Source organism: Sphingomonas sp. (genome assembly GCF_036388215.1).
Taxonomy (GTDB): Bacteria; Pseudomonadota; Alphaproteobacteria; order Sphingomonadales; family Sphingomonadaceae; genus Sphingomonas.
Window position 1 is genome coordinate 112,343 of sequence record NZ_DASVSH010000033.1, and the last position, 17,983, is coordinate 130,325.

21 protein-coding genes are annotated in these 17,983 nt (G+C 65.4%); 11 read left to right on the forward strand and 10 right to left on the reverse strand.

Translation table 11 applies throughout. The features are described 5' to 3' along the window. Positions 1-10: 10 nt before the first annotated feature. The 6 genes from VF617_RS14675 (at position 11) to queE (ending at position 5,343) form a co-directional block, all read left to right on the forward strand. The gene (locus tag VF617_RS14675) at positions 11-1,207 is read left to right on the forward strand and encodes an aspartate aminotransferase family protein (protein WP_331015650.1); all 1,197 of its coding nucleotides are present in this window, start codon (positions 11-13) and stop codon (positions 1,205-1,207) included. A 249-nt stretch (positions 1,208-1,456) separates the two neighbouring features. Then, the gene (gene argF / locus VF617_RS14680) at positions 1,457-2,323 is read left to right on the forward strand and encodes an ornithine carbamoyltransferase (RefSeq protein ID WP_414714073.1); all 867 of its coding nucleotides are present in this window, start codon (positions 1,457-1,459) and stop codon (positions 2,321-2,323) included. 149 nt (positions 2,324-2,472) lie between these two features. Next, on the forward strand, positions 2,473-3,393 hold the full coding sequence (locus VF617_RS14685; RefSeq protein WP_331015652.1) for an Hsp33 family molecular chaperone HslO: 921 nt from the start codon (positions 2,473-2,475) through the stop codon (positions 3,391-3,393). An 81-nt stretch (positions 3,394-3,474) separates the two neighbouring features. Next, entirely contained in the window at positions 3,475-3,876 is a 402-nt protein-coding gene (locus VF617_RS14690) for a hypothetical protein (RefSeq protein WP_331015653.1), read from the forward strand. 154 nt (positions 3,877-4,030) lie between these two features. Continuing rightward, complete coding sequence (gene queC, locus VF617_RS14695; RefSeq protein WP_331015654.1) at positions 4,031-4,714, forward strand: 7-cyano-7-deazaguanine synthase QueC; 684 nt, start codon at positions 4,031-4,033, stop codon at positions 4,712-4,714. Then, positions 4,711-5,343, forward strand: a complete 633-nt coding sequence (gene queE, locus VF617_RS14700; RefSeq protein WP_331015655.1) for a 7-carboxy-7-deazaguanine synthase — start codon at positions 4,711-4,713, stop codon at positions 5,341-5,343. Before queC ends, queE begins: the two co-directional genes overlap by 4 nt. Before the next feature lie 46 nt (positions 5,344-5,389). On the opposite strand, the gene VF617_RS14705 is transcribed toward queE, so the two are convergent. From VF617_RS14705 to lipB, 3 genes are all read right to left on the reverse strand, one after another. Further along, a complete protein-coding gene (locus VF617_RS14705; protein ID WP_331015656.1) occupies positions 5,390-6,073 on the reverse strand; it encodes a hypothetical protein in 684 nt (227 codons plus the stop codon). Positions 6,074-6,242: 169 nt separating this feature from the next. Continuing rightward, a complete protein-coding gene (locus VF617_RS14710) occupies positions 6,243-6,473 on the reverse strand; it encodes a hypothetical protein (RefSeq protein WP_331015657.1) in 231 nt (76 codons plus the stop codon). 110 nt (positions 6,474-6,583) lie between these two features. Then, entirely contained in the window at positions 6,584-7,228 is a 645-nt protein-coding gene (lipB, locus tag VF617_RS14715) for a lipoyl(octanoyl) transferase LipB (RefSeq protein ID WP_331015658.1), read from the reverse strand. A gap of 100 nt (positions 7,229-7,328) precedes the next feature. Between lipB and VF617_RS14720 the strand changes: the two genes are divergently transcribed. Further along, positions 7,329-8,162 carry a glycerophosphoryl diester phosphodiesterase membrane domain-containing protein gene (locus VF617_RS14720; RefSeq protein WP_331015659.1) on the forward strand — a complete coding sequence of 278 codons (834 nt, stop codon included), beginning with the start codon at positions 7,329-7,331 and terminating at the stop codon, positions 8,160-8,162. Continuing rightward, positions 8,159-8,896 (forward strand): hypothetical protein, encoded by a 738-nt coding sequence (locus tag VF617_RS14725; protein ID WP_331015660.1) that lies wholly within the window; start codon positions 8,159-8,161, stop codon positions 8,894-8,896. The genes VF617_RS14720 and VF617_RS14725 overlap by 4 nt, the downstream gene beginning before the upstream one ends. Here the strand turns inward: VF617_RS14725 and VF617_RS14730 are convergent. From VF617_RS14730 to VF617_RS14740, 3 genes are all read right to left on the reverse strand, one after another. After that, positions 8,863-9,459 carry a GNAT family N-acetyltransferase gene (locus VF617_RS14730; protein ID WP_331015661.1) on the reverse strand — a complete coding sequence of 199 codons (597 nt, stop codon included), beginning with the start codon at positions 9,457-9,459 and terminating at the stop codon, positions 8,863-8,865. The two genes, VF617_RS14725 and VF617_RS14730, sit on opposite strands and share 34 nt — an antisense overlap. Positions 9,460-9,571: 112 nt before the next feature. Continuing rightward, positions 9,572-10,414: an oxygen-dependent coproporphyrinogen oxidase gene (gene hemF, locus VF617_RS14735; protein WP_331015662.1), complete on the reverse strand. Its 843-nt coding sequence runs from the start codon at positions 10,412-10,414 to the stop codon at positions 9,572-9,574. Then, the gene (locus tag VF617_RS14740; protein ID WP_331015663.1) at positions 10,411-10,860 is read right to left on the reverse strand and encodes a tRNA (cytidine(34)-2'-O)-methyltransferase; all 450 of its coding nucleotides are present in this window, start codon (positions 10,858-10,860) and stop codon (positions 10,411-10,413) included. Before VF617_RS14740 ends, hemF begins: the two co-directional genes overlap by 4 nt. A 271-nt stretch (positions 10,861-11,131) precedes the next feature. On the opposite strand from VF617_RS14740, the gene petA reads away from it, so the two are divergent. Genes petA through VF617_RS14755 form a run of 3 tightly spaced genes read left to right on the forward strand, consistent with a single transcriptional unit; the run spans position 11,132 to position 13,866 of the window. Continuing rightward, on the forward strand, positions 11,132-11,713 hold the full coding sequence (petA, locus tag VF617_RS14745; protein WP_414714065.1) for a ubiquinol-cytochrome c reductase iron-sulfur subunit: 582 nt from the start codon (positions 11,132-11,134) through the stop codon (positions 11,711-11,713). Positions 11,714-11,724: 11 nt separating this feature from the next. Next, positions 11,725-13,014 carry a cytochrome b/b6 gene (locus VF617_RS14750; RefSeq protein WP_331015664.1) on the forward strand — a complete coding sequence of 430 codons (1,290 nt, stop codon included), beginning with the start codon at positions 11,725-11,727 and terminating at the stop codon, positions 13,012-13,014. A gap of 15 nt (positions 13,015-13,029) precedes the next feature. Continuing rightward, positions 13,030-13,866 carry a cytochrome c1 gene (locus tag VF617_RS14755; protein WP_331015665.1) on the forward strand — a complete coding sequence of 279 codons (837 nt, stop codon included), beginning with the start codon at positions 13,030-13,032 and terminating at the stop codon, positions 13,864-13,866. 231 nt (positions 13,867-14,097) lie between these two features. On the opposite strand, the gene VF617_RS14760 is transcribed toward VF617_RS14755, so the two are convergent. Genes VF617_RS14760 through VF617_RS14775 form a run of 4 tightly spaced genes read right to left on the reverse strand, consistent with a single transcriptional unit; the run spans position 14,098 to position 17,982 of the window. After that, complete coding sequence (locus VF617_RS14760; protein ID WP_331015666.1) at positions 14,098-14,544, reverse strand: MaoC family dehydratase; 447 nt, start codon at positions 14,542-14,544, stop codon at positions 14,098-14,100. A gap of 59 nt (positions 14,545-14,603) precedes the next feature. Further along, entirely contained in the window at positions 14,604-15,872 is a 1,269-nt protein-coding gene (locus VF617_RS14765) for an ectonucleotide pyrophosphatase/phosphodiesterase (RefSeq protein ID WP_331015667.1), read from the reverse strand. 17 nt (positions 15,873-15,889) lie between these two features. Next, complete coding sequence (locus VF617_RS14770; protein ID WP_331015668.1) at positions 15,890-17,227, reverse strand: hypothetical protein; 1,338 nt, start codon at positions 17,225-17,227, stop codon at positions 15,890-15,892. Next, positions 17,227-17,982 (reverse strand): MauE/DoxX family redox-associated membrane protein, encoded by a 756-nt coding sequence (locus VF617_RS14775; RefSeq protein WP_331015669.1) that lies wholly within the window; start codon positions 17,980-17,982, stop codon positions 17,227-17,229. The genes VF617_RS14770 and VF617_RS14775 overlap by 1 nt, the downstream gene beginning before the upstream one ends. Position 17,983 lies beyond the last annotated feature (1 nt).

The following is a 17,983-nucleotide window of genomic DNA, read 5'->3' on the forward strand; positions in this document are numbered from 1 at the left end:
GAGATGCGACGTGCCTATCAGCCCGCTCATGCCCGTTTATCCGCGGTGCGGTGTGCGGCCGGTGCGAGGCGAGGGCGTCCATCTCTATGGCGAGCGCGGTGAGAAGTATCTGGATTTCGCCGCCGGCATCGCAGTCAATGCGCTGGGGCACGGCCATCCGCATCTGGTGAAGGCGATAGCGGATCAGGCCGCTACGCTGATGCACGTCTCGAATCTCTATGGCTCTCCGCAGGGCGAGGCGCTGGCGCAGCGCATCATCGATGTGAGCTTCGCCGATACGGTGTTCTTCACCAATTCGGGCGTCGAGGCGATCGAGTGCGCGATCAAGACCGCGCGGCGCTATCACTATGTCAACGGCGCGCCCGAGCGGCATAAGCTGATCACTTTCAAGAACGCCTTTCACGGCCGTTCGATCGGGGCGATCTCGGCGACCGACCAGGCCAAGATGCGCGACGGCTTCGAGCCGCTGCTGCCGGGCTTCGATTATGTGGCGTTCAACGATCTCGAAGGCGCGCTCGCCAGGATCGACGGCGAGACGGCCGGCTTCCTGGTCGAGACAGTGCAGGGCGAGGGCGGGATGACCGCCGGCACTCCCGAGTTCATCCGGGGCCTGCGCAAGGCATGCGACGAGCATGGCCTGCTGCTGATCCTCGACGAGATCCAGTGCGGCTATGGGCGCACGGGCAAGATGTGGGCTTATGAGCATTACGGCATCGAGCCCGATATCATGACCGTCGCCAAGGGCATCGGCGCGGGCTTTCCGCTCGGCGCCTGCCTCGCCACCGAGGAGGCGGCGAAGGGCATGGTCATCGGCACGCATGGATCGACTTATGGCGGCAATCCGCTGGCCATGGCGGCCGGGCAGGCAGTGCTCGACGTGATGCTGGAAGAGGGCTTCCTGGAGCATGTCGTCAAGATGGGCGATCGGCTGCGCCAGGCTTTCGAGCAGCTGATCCCCAATCATGATCATCTGTTCGATGAAATCCGGGGCAAGGGCCTGATGCTCGGCATCAAGATGAAGGAACCCGCGGTCGCGCGCGATTTCGTGGCGCACCTGCGCGACAATCACGGGCTGCTGACCGTGGCGGCGGGCGAGAATGTGTTCCGTGTGCTGCCGCCGCTGGTGATCAATGAGGATAACATAGCCGAGTGCGTAGAGCGGCTTAGTGCCGGCGCGCGGTCGTTCGCGGTGGCTGGCCATGCATAGCTCCCTCTCCCATCGGGAGAGGAGCGTCGGGTCGGCCATGCCCCCAGCATGGCCTGAACAGCGCGGGGCGCTGTTCACCCGACGCTGGGCCCGCTCGGCAAGGCTGAGTGGGAAGGGTGAGGGCAGTTGCTTTCATCCTGCCCTCACCCTCCCGCCGCTTCGCGGCTCCTTCCCTCTCCCAAAGGGAGAGGGACAGTGACCCGTCACTTCCTCGACCTGTCCGACGCAGGGCCAGACGCGATCGCCGCGATGCTCGCCGATGCGCTTGATCGCAAGGCGGCGCGTGCCGGCTTCGCCAAGGGCAAGGCCGATACGGACGCGCCGCTCGCCGGCCATGTCCTCGCGATGGTGTTCGAGAAGAACTCCACCCGTACTCGCGTCTCGTTCGACATGGCGATCCGCCAGCTCGGCGGCGCCAGCATCGTCATGGACGCAAGCTCAATGCAATTGGGCCGCGGCGAGCCCATTTCGGACACCGCGCGCGTCCTCAGCGGCTATTGCGACGCGATCATGATCCGCACCGACGATCACGCCAAGGTTGTCGAGATGGCCGCGCACGCAACCGTGCCAGTGATCAACGGCCTCACGGACGCCTCGCATCCCTGCCAGATCATGGCGGATCTGCTGACGATCATCGAGAGCGGCCGCGCGCTGCCGGGCCTCAAGGTCGCGTGGCTGGGCGACGGCAACAATGTGCTGGCGTCGATCATGGAAGCCGCCGGGCTGATGCATTTCGACGTGGTCGCGGCGTGTCCGCAGGGCTTCCAGCCGAGTGACGATGACGTGGCCCGGGGCAGGGGCCGCGCGCGCGTCGTGGGCAGCGCGAGGGAAGCGGCGGAGGGCGCGGACGTGGTAGTCACCGACACCTGGATATCGATGGGCCAGGCGCATGCCGAGACCAAGCTTGCGGCGATGATGCCGTTCCAGGTCGATGAGGCGCTGATGGCGGCGGCCCAGCCCGGCGCGATATTCCTCCATTGCCTTCCCGCGCATCGCGGCGAGGAAGTGGCGGATGCGGTCATCGACGGTCCCCAATCGCTGATCTGGCAAGAGGCTGAAAACCGGCTGCATGCGCAAAAGTCGGTGCTGCGCTGGTGCTTCGGGCAGATCGGCTGAGTTGCGGCGCCGGGACGCCGCTCCTACATCGACGCAAACGCAACAACCTCCGCTCACCCTGAGCTTGTCGAAGGGTTCCTCGCCTCCGGCATGAGCATGTAAGGCAAGGCCCTTCGACAAGCTCAGGGTGAGCGGTTGGAGACTGAAGCATGACCGCCTCCGCACCCACCGATCTCGACCGTGCGCTCGGCTTCACCCTGCCGCATCGCCACGCCCGCGGCCGCGTCGCGCGGCTGGGACCCGTGCTCGACGAGATCCTGTCGGCACACGCTTATCCCGAGCCGATCGAGCGGCTGCTCGCCGAAGCGCTGACCCTCACTGCCTTGCTAGGCTCCACGCTCAAGCAGGCCCAGGGCCAGATGACGCTCCAGGCACAGACCAGCGGGGGCATTATCGGCTTGCTGGTATGCGATTATAAGGGCGGTGAGCTGCGCGGTTATGTCCAGTTCGATGCCGACCGGCTGGCGATGCTCGGGGAGAGTCCGTCGCTCTATGCGATGTTCGGCAAGGGCTATCTGACGATCACCTTCGATCAGGCGCTGACGAAAGAGCGCTATCAGGGTATCGTGCCGCTCGACGGCGATTCGATCGGTGCGGCCGCGGAGAACTATTTCCTGCAGTCGGAGCAGATACCCAGCCTCGTGCGCATCGGCGTCCGCCGAGACGCGGCCGGCAAGCTGATCGCGGGCGGCATCTTCCTCCAGCATCTGCCCGAGGGGGAGGAAGGGCGCGAGCGCTTGCACACGCGGCTCGACCATCCCGAATGGGAGCATGTCGCGGTGCTCGGCGGCACTATGGGCGCGGACGAGCTTGCCGATCCGTCTATCCCGTTGGAGACCCTGGTGTGGCGACTGTTCAACGAAGAGCCGGAAGTCCGCATCCTCGCCGATGTCGGGCTCTCGCGAGGATGCCGCTGCGATGCGGGTTACATCCTGCAAGTATTGGGAAAATTTCCGGAGGACGAACGCGCCGCGATGGCCGATGCGAACGGGCTGATCTCGGTCGACTGCGCCTTTTGCTCGAAGCAATTTCCGGTGCGGGCCACTGACTTCGTTTCGCCACCGTTGTAATTCGCGAAATCCACTGCATATCCGCTGGAGTTGCGCGAATCGGCAAGGGTCGGGACGCGTGCCCGGGGGCGGGAGTTTAAGATGAGTCCAAGGCGGTTCCTGCGCCCGGCCATAGCCGGTGGCTTGCTGCTTTTCGGCGGCGGCGGCGCGACTGCGCAGGGCGGTGAGCCGATCGCCGCGTTGCGCGCGGTTGAGCGTGGCCAATGGCAGCTTCGGCTTGCTGGTGGCGGCGTGCGCCGGCTGTGCGTCGGCAATCCGCGGGCGCTGCTCCAGGTCCAGCACAAGACCGCGCGGTGCCAGATTGTGGTGATGGACAATGGCGCGAGCACCGCCACGGTTCGCTACACCTGCCCAGGTCACGGGCAGGGCCGCACCACGCTGACGGTGGAAACGAGCAAGCTGATCAGCCTCGACACCCAGGGGGTGATCGACGGGGCTCCATTTTCCGAAACCTATGAAGGGCGCTTGCTCGGACCCTGCTGAATTTGGCCCGGCCTTTACGCATTCTTCATGCGCCCCGGCTTACCATTTGGTCGCTCCTCCCGGAGCTTCCTCTCTGGCAATGGGTTTTCCCTATCCTGGGCCGCCTTCGGGCGGCCCATTTTTATTCCGGGGGAAATCCGGCTAGGGGCCTCGCATGAGTGACAGCGTAGCGATCGTCCTGGTTTCGGGCGGACTGGATTCGATGGTCAGCGCCGCGCGCGCAAAGGAGGACGGGCACCGGCTGCTCGCGCTCTCGATCGACTATAGCCAGCGCCATCAGGTCGAATTGGCCGCGGCCCGGCGGATCGCGACGGCGCTTGGGGCCGAGCGCCATATCGTGATGCCGCTCGATCTTCGCGCTTTCGGCGGCTCAGCGCTCACCGCCGAGATCGACGTGCCGAAGTCGGGCGTGGGGGTTGATATTCCGGTCACCTATGTTCCCGCGCGCAACACGATCTTCCTTAGCCTGGCGCTGGGCTGGGCGGAGGCCTCCGGCGCGCGCGATATCTATATCGGGGTGAATGCGCTGGATTATTCGGGCTATCCCGATTGCCGCCCCGAATTCATCCATGGCTTCGAATGCCTGGCCGAACTGGCCACCAAGGCGGGCGTCGAAGGGCAGCCCTTGCGGATCCAGGCGCCGCTCCAGCATATGAGCAAGGCCGATATCGTTCGCGAAGCGGCGCGGCTCGGGCTCGACGCGGGCATGAGCTGGTCGTGCTACGATCCCGCGCCCGGCAGTCTCCATTGCGGGCTGTGCGACAGTTGCCGGCTGCGCGCCAAGGGCTTCGAAGAGGCCGGGCTGCCCGATCCCACGCGCTACGCCGCGATTCCATGAGCTATGCGGTCAAGGAAATGTTCCTCACGCTTCAGGGCGAGGGGGTCAATGCCGGTGCGCGCGCGGTGTTCGTGCGGTTTGCCGGATGCAATCTGTGGTCCGGGCGCGAGCAGGATCGCGCCGACGCAATCTGCACCTTCTGCGACACCGATTTCGTCGGCACCGATGGAGCCGGCGGGGGTAAGTTCGCCGATGCGGACGCGCTGGCTGAAGCCGCCGAAACCCATTGGGGCGAAGGGAGCGAACGGCGCTTCGTGGTGCTCACCGGCGGCGAGCCCATGCTCCAGGCCGATGGCGCGCTGATCGATGCGCTCCACGCGCGCGGCTTCCGCATCGCTATCGAGAGCAACGGCACCTTGCCCGTGCACCCGGGCATCGACTGGGTGTGCATCAGCCCCAAGGCGGGCAGCCGGGTGGTCCAGCGCACCGGTGACGAGCTCAAGCTGGTCTGGCCGCAGCCCGGCGTGGAGCCTGAGGCGATCGAAGGCTGGGACTTCGCGCATTTCCTGATCCAGCCGATGGACAGCGCCGATGCCGAGGCCAATCTTCAGGCCGCGCTCGCCCTCGCGATGGCGCGGCCCAGATGGCGATTGTCTCTACAGGCGCATAAACTGCTGGGGCTGCGCTGAGGCTTGTTTGATTTGGGAGCGGGCCGATGCCGTTAACAAGCAGCCATCACCCCGCGGGAAGCGGACCGCACTTCTTCGGCTGGTACGAGTCCTTCTTCCAGCATTTGTCGTTGCCGAAGGGCGGGAGTGCGCCGCCCACGAAGTAAAGCTGCGGGCGATAGCCGCCGGCGCGATATTGCTCGCCCCAGGCAAGCAGGCTCTGGCGCAGTTCGCGCATCCTGCTCTCGGCCAGGTCGCCGAACCGGCCGACGCGCGTGAACAGCGCGTCGCGGCCGATCGATCCCGCCGTCTGGCAGAAGGATAGCTGGCCGCCCACCGTCGAAAAGCCCGAATAGACACGCGTGCCGAACTTATCGAGTTCGGTCTGGCCGGCCTTCTTGTCCGCCGCGGTGCGAGCGAAATATTTCTCCAGCGTCACATAAGAGGTGCGCAGCTCGACCGAGTGATCCTTGAGCGCCGCGTTATAGTAATCCAGCGTCAGCAGCGTCGGCTCGAACTGGCATTGCAGCGCGGCGACATTGAGCGCGGCGCGCAGGTTCCACACCAAGGCGGCGCGAAGCTCGACAGGAGTGGCGCCTGGGAGCGCCGGGCCGGTCATTCCGGGCTCGGCGCCGGTGACAGGCGCGCCCGCCAGATTGGCCGGCTTGAGGAAAAATTGCGCGGAAGCCGGTGCGGCGGCCAACAGGCCGACTCCAGCGGCCAACACGATCAGGGTACGCGGAACGAGCATCTTGCCCTCTACTCTTAACTGAGAGGCGCACGACTAGGGGTTTTCGACTCCGCGCCCAAGCCCCTTTTTTCGAGACGGCGGCGAGCCGAGCCGCCCATTCGCCGTGGAGAAAGAAAAGGGCCGCCCGGTCGCCCGGACGGCCCTTATCCGAAAACACGCTTGCGCGTGATTACATGGCGTTGCCCATGGTGTTGGACGTCGACATCGTGTTGGTCGTCTCCATGGTGTTGCCCATCGGAGCGGCCGCATCGATGTTCGTGACCATCGTGTCGCTGGTCGTCACGTTCTCGACAGGAACGACTTCGGTCGTGTTGGTGACGTTGGTGGTTTCGTTGCTGGTGCACGCCGAGGCCAGAAGGGCCGCGCCGGCGATCGCGAGGGTGGAAATGACTGCACGCATTAGAATAGCTCCCTAGATAATGGATTTGGAAAGGACGGATACGCCGCAATTACCCCAAACCGTCGTGGACATTAGACGGTTCGGGGCAAGCCCTCAAGACACGATTTCGCCTAATCCACCGCCAAAGCGTCTAAAAACGGCAAAAATGCGGCGGACAATGCGGCATCGAAGCCCTCGGCGGTTACGTCGAGGCCGAGAGCGGCGGTGCTGGTGACTGGAAAATCAGGGATGCCGCAGGGCACGATTCCGCCGAAATGCGTGAGGTTAGGGTTCAGGTTTACGGCGAAACCGTGGAGCGTAACCCATTGACGAATGCGTACGCCGAGTGCGCCGATCTTCGCTTCGCGCCCGCGATCCAGCGTCCAGATACCGATGCGTCCCGGCGCGCGGAACGCTTCGACGCCCACCTCGCCCAAAGCGGCGATCACCCATCCCTCGAGCGCATGGACATAGCAGCGCACGTCGCGCCGCCGCTTTCGCAGATCCATTACGACATAACCGATGCGCTGGCCCGGGCCGTGATAGGTGTAGCGCCCGCCGCGCCCGGTGCGGTGCACCGGAAAGCGCGGATCGAGCAGTTCCGAGTCGTCGGTAGCGCTTGTGCCGGCGGTGTAGACCGGCGGATGTTCGAGCAACCACACGAGTTCGCGCGCCTGGTGCGCGGTCACCGCCGCGGCGCGCGCCTCCATCGCGGCATGGGCTTCCGCATAGTCGATCGGCGCGGGCTCGACCCGCCATTCCACGTCAGCGCTCATTGCCCAGGGCGATTGCGCGAGCGCACGGCTTTAAGCAAGCATTGGCAACGGATTGCCGGGGGGCTAACAGGGACGGCAGCGGACTAGGGGACGCAAAGGCATGGTGAAGATGGGAACCGTCTGGGATCGGACGGCGGAATTTCTGACCGACAATATCGCGGCGATCCTGCCGATCGCGCTGTTGGCTTTTTTCGTGCCGGCTTCGATCGAGGGCAATTTTCAGGCCGCGATGGAGGGCGCCGACCCTGCGCTGATCCTCACGTTGCGCCTGGTTCAGCTCGGCTTCGGCGTGCTTTCAATCTGGGGTTCGCTGACCATCACGGTGATGGCGCTCAACGTCGCCGGGGTGGACGGCGCGGGCCGAGTGGCGGGCAAGCGGCTGCCCGCGGCGTTGCTTGTGGCGGTGGTCACGATCGCGGCGGTGTTCGTGCTCCTCCTGCCGGTGCCGATGGTGCTGAGCGCCAATGGCGTGGACCTGGCGGCGATCGCCGAGCGCCGCGAAGTCGATATCGCTCCGGCCATGGCGGGTTTCGTCGCCATCTATATGCTGGTGCTGGCGGGCTTGCTCCTATGGGCGGCCGCGCGGCTGATCGTGACCACGCCGGTGATCGTGCGCGAAGGGCGCTGGCTCGGTGCGCTGCGCCAGTCGTGGAAGCTCACGCGCGGCGTCGCCTGGCGGGTGATCGGCGTGATCCTGTTGTTCGCGCTCGTATCCTGGGTGTCGATCCTCGCCGCAAACACCGTATTCGGCAGCATCTTCGCGCTGGTCGCGGGTGGCGACCGGGCCGGCGTGTCGCTGGCGGGTGTGCTGACTTCGATCGTCGTCGCGGCGGTGCAGACCGGCTTCACCGTGCTGATCCCCGCCTTCACCGCCAAGCTCTATCTGGCGCTCACCGCGGCGGCCGGCCTGCGTGAGGGCGTAGTCATCGCATGAGCTTCTCCTTCTCCGGCGTGCTCGCCGACGCCGGAGCGATGTGGCGCAGCCATCGCGAGATGCTGGGCGCCATCGCCGGCGTGTTCTTCCTGCTGCCCATCCTCGGGATCCTGTTCCTGCTCGCGCAAAGCGGGATGCCGGACGATCCGGATCCGATAAAGCTCAACGAAGCGGTGCGCGCATTCTACAGCGCCAATCTGGGCCCGATCCTGCTCGCCAATCTCGCGATCGATTTCGGCACTTTCGCCGTGTTCACGCTGTTTCTGCAGCATGGGGACCGGACGCTGGGAGAAGTGTTGATGGCCACGCTTCGCCGAACGATCCCGCTTCTCGCGGTGGATCTTGCCGCCGCCATCCTGTTTGGCATCGGCATGTCGCTGCTCGTGCTGCCGGGGCTGTTTCTCTTCGGCAGGACGTGGCTGGCCGCGCCCGCGCTTGCCGCCGCACCCGAATCGGGCGTGATCGCGGCGTTTCGGCAAGGATGGCGGCGTAGCGCAGGGCTGAACTGGCTGCTGCTGCTCGCGATCGCGGCGGCCACGATCCTGGTGGCCGCCCTGATCATCCTGTTGGGCAGCATCCCGCTCGGCGTAATCGGCGCGGGGCTGGGTGACAGCCGCGCGCTGGAGGCGTCGGGCTATTTCCTGGTCGCCGCTGTCGGCAGCATGGCATGGCTCACGCTCGCCTTGGCGCGGGTCGCCGCCTATCGCCGCTCCGAGCCTAAACAAGGTATCTGAGGCGCGGCCTCCGCAGGCAACAGCCCCAGCAGCCGCGGATCGGGAAAAGTCTCCAGCGTGCGCTTGTAGGGCACGAAGCCGTGGCGGCGATAGAATGGCAGAGCGGCGGGGTGATCGAGCGTGCAGGTATGCACCCAGACGCGGCGCACCTGCTTCTGCCAGGCAAAGGCCAGCGCATGCGCCATCAGCCAGTTGCCGTGCCCCTTGCCCGCCAGTTCCGGGATCAATCCAAAATATGTGAGGCCGCAAGTTGCCTCCGCGCGGAAATCGAGCTCAATCATGCCGATCTCGATGCCCCCGCGATCGACCGCGGCATAGACCGCGACCTGGGGGTCGTCGAGAATCGCGCGCAGCCGCTCCTCGTCCATCGCCAGCCGCGAATACCATAGCCAGGGCTCGCCGACGCGGCGGAACAGCGTACGGTAGCGTTCGCTGTCCGGCTTGTCCCAATGGACCAGGCGAAAGGGCGAGGGCGGCAGCGGCTTGGGCAGCGGCCGCTCGCGCATATCCATCGCAGTGACGACCGCGGCGAGCTGGTCACCGGGGACCGGAGTCAAGGCCATACTTAAATTCCCCTCCCGCTTGCGGGAGGGGTTAGGGGAGGGGCTGTCACGACCGTCATCGCAACTGGACATGCCCTCCCCCGACCCCTCCCGCAAGCGGGAGGGGAGTAGATCACGCCCAGCTCGCCATCGGGGGCAGGCTCATCAGGATCGCATCGACATTGCCGCCGGTCTTTAGGCCGAACAACGTGCCCCGGTCATAGATCAGGTTGAACTCCGCATAGCGGCCGCGCCATTCCAGCTGCCGCTGCTTGTCCGCATCCGTGAATGGCGTTGCCATGCGCAGGCGGACGATGCGCGGATAGATTTCGAGGAACGCGCGCCCGACATCCTGAGTGAAGGCGAAGTTCGCGTCCCAGTCACTGTCCAGGTGATCGTAGAAAATGCCGCCCACGCCGCGATGGACCTTGCGGTGGGGGATGTAGAAATATTCGTCCGCCCATTCCTTGAAGCGCGGATAATATGCCGCATCATGGGCATCGCACGCAGCCTTCAGAACCGCATGGAACTCGGCGGTGTCGTCTTCACAGGGCAACGGGGGATTGAGGTCCGCGCCCCCGCCGAACCAGCGCTTCGTGGTGCACAGGAAGCGCGTGTTCATATGGACGGCGGGCACATGCGGATTGGCCATGTGCGCCACCAGGCTGATGCCCGTCGCGAAAAAGCTTGGGTCCTCCCCCGCGCCGTGGATCGTCTTGGCGAAATCGCCTTCGAATGCCCCGCCAGCGGTCGAGACGTTGACGCCCACCTTTTCGAAGACCTCGCCCTTCATCACCCCACGCACGCCGCCGCCCCCGGGCCCGCCCGAAGGGTCCGTGCGGTCCCAGCGGAGATATTCGAACGAAGCGTCCGATCCCGCCTCGCGCTCGATGCTCTCGAATTCCGCGCAGATCGCGTCGCGCAGGCTTTCGAACCACGCGCGGGCCGCTTGCTGCTGTTCGTCCAGTTCTTTCATTCCGGCCATCCATTGGTCTGCCGCAGCGCCTCGGCCAGCGCGATGCCCGCTGAAACGGCCAGGTTCAAGGAGCGTAGCGGCGGCTTGATCGGTATGCGCACGGTCATATCGGCGCGGATGTGGACGAATTCGGGCGCGCCGGCGCTCTCGGAGCCGAACAGCAATGTGTCGCCAGGCTCGAAGCCGGCCTGGGGAAGCGGCGTGCCGCCCTTGGTGGTGAACAGGATTAGCCGCCCCGGAATCCGGGCGGCGAACGCGTCCCAATCGGCATGGCGGGCGATTTCGACATGATCGTCATAGTCCATCGCCGATCGCTTGCGCGCCTTGTCGCTCCACGGAAACCCCATCGGCTCGATCAGATCGACGCCAGCGCCAAGGCACGCCGCGAGGCGCAGGACCGCGCCGACGTTGCCGGCGATCTCGGGCTGGAACAGGGCTAGTCGCATGGTGGGTGCGCTTAACCGCTCAGGCTCTGCGCGTCATCCCACGAAAGCGGGGACCGATGGCCATGCGAGGCGTGTCGCGCGACTCCTGCTCCCCGCTTTCGGGGGTATGACGCAATAAGGTGTGCACGGTCCGGAGCCGTGACAAAATGCTGTTGGCAAACGGCTCCCCCCGCGTCTATCAGCGCCCCAAGCCACCGGGGGCAACCGGGCGGCTCCACGTCCGTATCCCGCGCATCCGTCGCGGCAAGTTTCGAAGTGCAAGGGCTGAAGCATGGCAATGCAAGACGGTGTTCCCCCCGATATGACGGTCGCCCCGGGCGGCGATCTGATCGAGAACCCGCGCCGCCGCGATTACCTTACCTATGCCGCCGTCTCGGTCGCTGCCGTGGGCGCGGGGGTGACGGTGCTGCCGCTGGTCAATTCGATGAACCCGTCGGCGGACGTGCTGGCGCTGTCGAGCACCGAGCTCGATGTCTCGGCGATCGAGCCGGGCCAAGCGATCAAGACGAGTTTCCGCAAGCAGCCGCTCTTCGTGCGCAACCTGACGCCGGCGGAAATCGCCCAGGCGGACGCCGTGCCGGTGTCGAGCCTGCGCGATCCGCAAACGCTCGCCGAGCGCACCAAGGAAGGCAAGCAGAACTGGCTGATCACGCTGGGCGTCTGCACCCATCTCGGCTGCGTGCCGCTGGGCGCGGGCGAAGGCGAGAATCGCGGGCCGTTCGGCGGCTATTTCTGCCCGTGCCACGGCTCGGCCTATGATACTGCGGGCCGCATCCGCCAGGGCCCCGCGCCGACGAACCTTCAGGTTCCGGATTATGAATTCACGTCCGACACTGTCGTCGTGGTCGGTTGAGGTAGCGAGACATGAGCTTCCCCTGGGCAAAGCATTACGAGCCGAAGAATCCGCTGATGCGGTATCTGGACGAGAAGCTGCCGCTTCCGCGCTTCGTCTATAACGCGGTCGGCGCCGGCTATCCGGTGCCTCGCAACCTCAATTATTTCTGGAATTTCGGCGTTCTTGCCGGGGTCGCGCTGATGATCCAGATCATCACCGGCATCGTGCTCGCGATGCACTTTCATTCGAACGCGGCGGGAGCATTCGAAAGCGTCAACATCGGCATCATGCGTGACGTCAACGCCGGCTGGTTCCTCCGCTTCGCCCACGCCAACGGCGCGTCGATGTTCTTCATCGTGCTCTACATGCACATGGGGCGGAACCTCTATTACGGATCGTACAAGGCCCCGCGCGAGATGGTCTTCCTGCTCGGCGTGGTGATCTTCCTGCTGACGATGGCGACTGCCTTCATGGGCTATGTCCTCCCCTGGGGGCAGATGAGCTTCTGGGGCGCGCAGGTGATCACCGGCTTCTTTTCGGCGATCCCCGTGGTCGGCGACTGGATCCGCGTGTGGCTGCTCGGCGGCTTCGCGCCCGATGATGCGGCGCTCAACCGCTTCTTCTCGCTCCACTATCTCCTGCCGTTCGTGATCGTCGGCGCGGTGATCCTCCACATCTGGGCGCTGCATATCCCTGGCTCGGGCAACCCGACCGGCGTGGAGGTGAAGGGCGAGCAGGACACGGTCCCGTTCCATCCTTACTACACCGCCAAGGACGGCGTCGGCGTGGGCGTGTTCCTGATCGTCCTGGCGGTCCTCACCTTCTTCTACCCGGACCTGCTGGGCCATCCCGACAATTACATTCCGGCCAACCCGCTCTCGACGCCCGCGCATATCGTGCCCGAATGGTATTTCTGGCCTTTCTACGCGATCCTGCGCGCCTTCACCGCGGACTTCATCATCCCGGCGAAGCTCTGGGGCGTGGTCGCGATGTTCGGCTCGATCCTGCTGCTGTTCTTCCTGCCCTGGCTCGACAAGTCGCCGGTGCGCTCGGCGAATTTCCGCCCGATGTACCGCATCGCCTTCTGGTTGCTGGTGCTCGACGTGCTGGTGCTCGGCTGGTGCGGCGGCTCGGCGGCGACGCCCGCAATCGTGATCACCAGCCAGATCACCGCAGCCTATTATTTCGCGCACTTCCTGATCATCGTGCCGATCATCTCCCGCCTTGAGCGTCCCAAGCCGCTGCCGAACTCGATAACAGAAGCGGTGCTGGGCAATCATGGCGGATCGCGGATGACCGAAACGGCGCTGAGCGCGTAAGGGGAATTAGGACCAATGTTTCCGCTCTTCATCCGCTCGCTGAAGTTCCTGATCGGAGGCGCATTCGTCTTCGTGCTGGGGCTGGCATTGTTCGGCACGATCCGCACGATGATCAACGAGCCCGAGGCCGAGACGGCCGAGCATGCGATGCACAAGCATCCCAAGGAACTGCACCTTCCCTCGGACGGCCCGCTCGGCAAGTTCGACAATGCGCAGCTCCAGCGCGGCTTCCAGGTCTACAAGGAAGTCTGCGCGGCCTGCCATTCGCTCAACGCAGTCGCGTTCCGCGAGCTTCACGACCTTGGCTATACCGAGGCCGAAGTGAAGAAGATCGCCAAGGACTGGGGCACCAAGCAGCCCCTGTTCGACGAAAAGGGCGGCACCTGGGGCGAGCGCGACAATCTGGCTTCGGATCGCATCCCCAAGGTCTATTATGCCGGCACCGGTTCGCCGCCCGACCTGAGCCTGATGGCCAAGGCCCGGCACGACGGCGGCGCCTATGTCTATTCGCTGCTCACCGGCTATGGCGAGAAGCCTTCGGCCGAAGCGCTCAAGCATTTCCCGGAGTTCGCCAAGCCTCCCGAGGGAATGTATTTCAATCCCTATTTCCCCAATCTCAATATCTCGATGCCACCGCCGATCACGAGCGAGAATCAGGTGACTTATGCCGATGGCACCCGCGCGACGGTCGATCAGATGGCGAAGGACGTTTCGGCATTCCTCGTCTGGACCGCCGAGCCGCACGCGCAGAGCCGCAAGTCAGCCGGCCTCGCCGTGGTCCTCTTCCTGCTCTTCGCGACAGCGCTCGCTTATGGCGCGTATTTGACCGTGTGGCGGGGCGTGAAGCACTGAGCTTCGGCCAGCTCGCAACATAGAAAAGGCCGGGGGCAGCCCCGGCCTTTTTCGTCTAAAACCCTTCTCCAGGGGGAGAAGGCTAGCGGAGCCTGCCAGCTTGCCGCCCTAGCGAGGTTGGATGACGGGAATGCTCTCGACAGGGTGATCCCCTCTACCCAGCTTCGACAGGGCATTGCTACGCAAAAGGTCCTGAATCCGAGCAATCCTCTCCCGATGGGAGAGGAAAGATCACGCCGCCCGCCGCCGCATCAGGCCGAGCGCCGTAAACCGCAGCACCGGCTCGTCGCGCTGGTTGAAGACGGTCATCTGGTTCTTGAGGCTGCCCATCTCCGGTCGGCTCTTGGACGGATTGACTTCGAGCACCTCGCTTTCGCAGCGCAGCACGTCATCGGGATAGACCGGCTTGAGCCAGCGCAATTCATCCACGCCCGCAGCACCCAGGCTGGCTTGCGGGTGCGCCTTCATCTCTTCGACGAACATCGCCATGGCCATCGCGCAAGTGTGCCAGCCGCTCGCCGCCAGGCGGCCGAAATGGGTGTCCGCCGCGCCTTGGTCGGAGAGGTGGAAGGGCTGGGGATCGTATTTCCGCGCGAAATCCAGCACTTCATCCCGTGTCACTTCATAGCGGCCAAAGCTGCGCTTGGCGCCTACGGCGATGTCATCAAGATAGAGCATGGGGGTAGGTTTCGTATGGAAACTGGAGTTTGGCAAGCAGCATGTCGCGCGATTGGCGGCTAGGGCGTCATCACGCCCTTGAACACCGCGCCGTCGCCATCCTTGCCCCTGGCCACCGGCAGGCCCAGCAAGTCGCGGAGCAGCGGATAGACATGGACATTGTCGAATGCCGGCAATTTCCCGGGGCGGAAGGCCGGCCCGCTGGCGATGAACAAGGCGGCCATTTCAGGCGCCGCATTGTCCCAGCCATGATTGCCTCCTTCCTTGCGCGCCGTCGGCGGTTTCTCGGCGAACTGCCAGCCGACTTCGGCCAGGCAGAGGATAGGCGGAATCCGCGGATGGCTCCCATAATGAAGCCGCGCCGGAATCTCGCTCTTGCGCCAGCAATGGTAATGACTGCGCTCGCCGAACAGCGCCTTCTCGACCCCGGCCTCATGCCCCGGCAGGGCGAACAGGCCCGCATAGGGGCCGGTCTCGACCGAACGGTATGATCCCGCGGGCAGCAGCTGGCTGAGCACGATCGTCCGGTCGCTGCTGGTCGCGGCCATGCCATGATCCGCCACGATGACCAGATTGGCCGGCTGGCCGAGTTCGGCCAGCCCGGCGAGCAGGTCGCCGATATGCTTGTCGATGTCGGCAACGGCCTGGGTAGTGCGCGGATCGCCGGGTCCGAAATCATGGCCTGCCGTGTCCACCGTGTCGAAATAGACGGTCAAGAAGGCGGGGCGGATGCGGGCCGGGCGGCGGAGCCAGTCGAGCACGCCGTTCACGCGCTGGCCATTGTCGATGATCATGTTGAACTGGGCCCAGTCGCGCGGGCGCGCGCCGCCGGTGATGGGATTGGGCCAGTCCTTGGCGCGTTCGCCCCCCACCGCCACGTTCGAGCCCGGCCAGAACATCGTTGCCGTGCGCACCCCCGCTTTCTCGGCATCCACCCAGATCGGATCGGCGGCGTTCCACCAGAAGGGATCGTCGGTGGACATGGTGAAGGTTTCGTCGGGCCGGGCCGGGTCTTCCATCTTGTTGGCGGTGATCCCGTGCCGATCCGGGCGCAATCCGGTGACCAACGTCCAGTGATTGGGGAAGGTCTTGGACGGGAAGCTCGGCCGCATCGGCGCGGCCAGGCCCTTGGCCGCGAGGCCCGACAGATTGGGCGTCACGCCACGCTCCAGATAGTCCGGCCTGAAGCCGTCGATCGAAACGAGGATCGTAACCGGCGCCTTGGTCTCCACCGCCGCGATCGGCGCGGGAGCCGAAACCGGGCCGCCGGCGCAAGCCTGGAGCACGGCGGCGAGGGCCGCGGCGGCGAGTTTCGGTGTCCAGCGCATGGCTGACCTTGGCACGCCTAATTCCCCAGCGAAAGCCGGGCGAACACCGTCGCGCTGATCGGCGCGCGGCCATAAGCCGCATCGAGCGCGCGGGGTTTGGCGTAAGCGGCGAGGCTGCCTCCCAGCGCCAGTTCGGCCGGGCCAAGAGGCAAGCGATAGGCATAACCGCCCTCGAAGCGCGTGACGCGGAATTCGCGGTCGTGGAGGGGATCGGCATGATCCGGGAAAAGCTCGTCATTCGCGACGTTCTCGACGCGGCCGAACAGGCTGTGGCTCGTCGTGACGTCCCAATTCGCCTCAGCCACCCAGGCAGTGAGCGTGTCGCCGGGGATGCGGTCCTTGGCCGCAAAGCCCAGCATCGCGGAAAAGCCGCCCCGGCCATAATGCACGCTCGCGGTCGTGCGCCGCTCGTCTTCGCCCGCATGCTGCGCCTCCGGCTCCTTCAGCCGTCCGTGGCTGAACTGGGCCGTCCAGTTGGGCGAAGGAGTGAAGGTCGCGCGGACGCTCCAGCTATCGAGCTTCGGCGCGTCCACATTCCAGCGCTCCTCATCGGGTTCACGGCCCTTGAACGCGGAGGCTTCGAGCTGGAGCGCGGGGGTGCGCACGCCCGCCGTCACCACGCCATAAGTGATATGCGTGCTGTCGAACCAGTGGTGGCCGATCGGTGAGAGCGCCAGATAGCGCGCGGAGCGCCGGTGCATGAAGGCGGAGGGGCCGAGCGCCGGCTCGGCGACTGGACCGCCATAGAGGAACAGCGTCGTATCGCGCGCCACGTCGAGTTCCGCGCGGGCGGACAGCTCCATGAACAGGTCGTGCGGGTGCTGCCGATCCACCAGCGGGCGGCCGAACGCGGTCTCGCCGGTCGCGAACAGGTTGGGATAGCCGCGCTGGCCCATCGCGGGTTCGAAGCTGCCCATCGCGCGCAATGCCACGCGTCCTCCACCGAACTCGCGGCTCGCGCTCAGCATCGCCATCGACTCGACAAAGGTCATCGCGCCACCGCGGGGGCCGCCCTGATCGGTATGGACCAGGTTGAGCACGCCGTGCGCCATCACCATCCAGTCGCCGGTGGCGAGGTGCAGCCCATGCATCGCACCCTCCGCGCCGGGCAGCAGGGCTGTGCCCGATCCCTCCGTCGAGGTGGCGGCCGCCGGCGCCATATCGTGCGTCGAGTGATCTTGCAGCGGGGGCGTGGCGTGGTGCATCGAATGGTCCTGCGCTGGCGCTGGTGCTGGCGGTGTCGGCGCAGGCGGTGCCGATGACGGCGCAGGCGCATGCCCGGTATGGCCGGAATGATCCTGCGCCGCAGCGATGCCGGGCGCGATCAGCGCAAAAGCGAGCAGACTATTGCGCATCACATTCCTCCCATCGGGCGCACCAGCATCCAGGCCGCCATCGCGATCATCATCAGGTTTTCCGTCAGAGAGACGAACCCCAGGGGCACATTGCTCGATCCGCCGACGCACGCGCATTTGAGCTCGCGCCGATCGATATAGACCGCCTTGAGCACCGAAGCTGCGCCGATACCGCCGATGAAGAGCGCGACGGGCGCCGAAAGCCAGCCGAGCGCGCCGGCGGTCATCAGCACCCCGGCCAGCCCCTCCGCGAACGGGTAGACATAGGCATAGGGCACCCAGCGCCGCGCCAGCAGGTCGTAGTTGAGGAACATGGTCGAGAACCGCTCGACATCCTGCAGCTTGAGCAAGGCCAGCATGCACATGCTGAAGCTCACGAACCATTCGGCCGCGCGCAGCGTGAAGGGGCTGCCGCTCACCGTGAAGCTTGCCCCCGCCGCCATCAGCGCCGTCATCGCGAACACCATTATTACCGGAACGTAGCTTGTATCGCCCTTGGCGGGCCCGTGCTTGCCGAAAAAGCGGCGAAGGTCGTCGTTTCCGCCGATCCGTTGCCCGTCGATAAAGGTCTGCGGGGTGGTCTCGACGCCATGCTCGGCCTTGAACGCATCGACCTCGGCGCGGGTGCGCAGCCACTGGTCGTCCACGGTGTAGCCATGGCTTTCCAGCAGCCATTTCGATTTCAGCCCATAGGGGCAGACATGCCCTGGCATGACCATGCGGTAGAGCGCGGCGCGCTTTGTTTTGCTGTCCATG